This is a genomic window from Neisseria oralis, from assembly GCF_045062685.1.
GTDB lineage: Bacteria > Pseudomonadota > Gammaproteobacteria > Burkholderiales > Neisseriaceae > Neisseria > Neisseria oralis.
Map to the genome: position 1 here is coordinate 1 of NZ_JBJGEB010000126.1, position 229 is coordinate 229.

General features: G+C 57.6%; 1 pseudogene. It reads left to right on the top strand.

Going from position 1 to position 229, the window contains the following annotated elements:
* Nucleotides 1–229: pseudogene (locus ACI43T_RS12315) on the top strand (2,3-butanediol dehydrogenase); the annotation flags it as partial.

Genomic DNA, 229 nt, shown 5'->3' on the forward strand with positions numbered 1-229 from the left:
CCGTTGGATCAAGCCGCTTTGATCGAGCCTCTGTCCGTCGGACACCACGCCTATGTCCGCAGCGGCGCAAAAGCAGGCGATGTCGCATTGGTTGGCGGCGCAGGCCCAATCGGTTTGCTGCTGGCTGCCGTACTAAAAGCCAAAGGCATCAAAGTCATCATTACCGAGTTGAGTAAAGCACGCAAAGACAAAGCGCGCGAAGCCGGTGTGGCCGACTACATCCTCGATC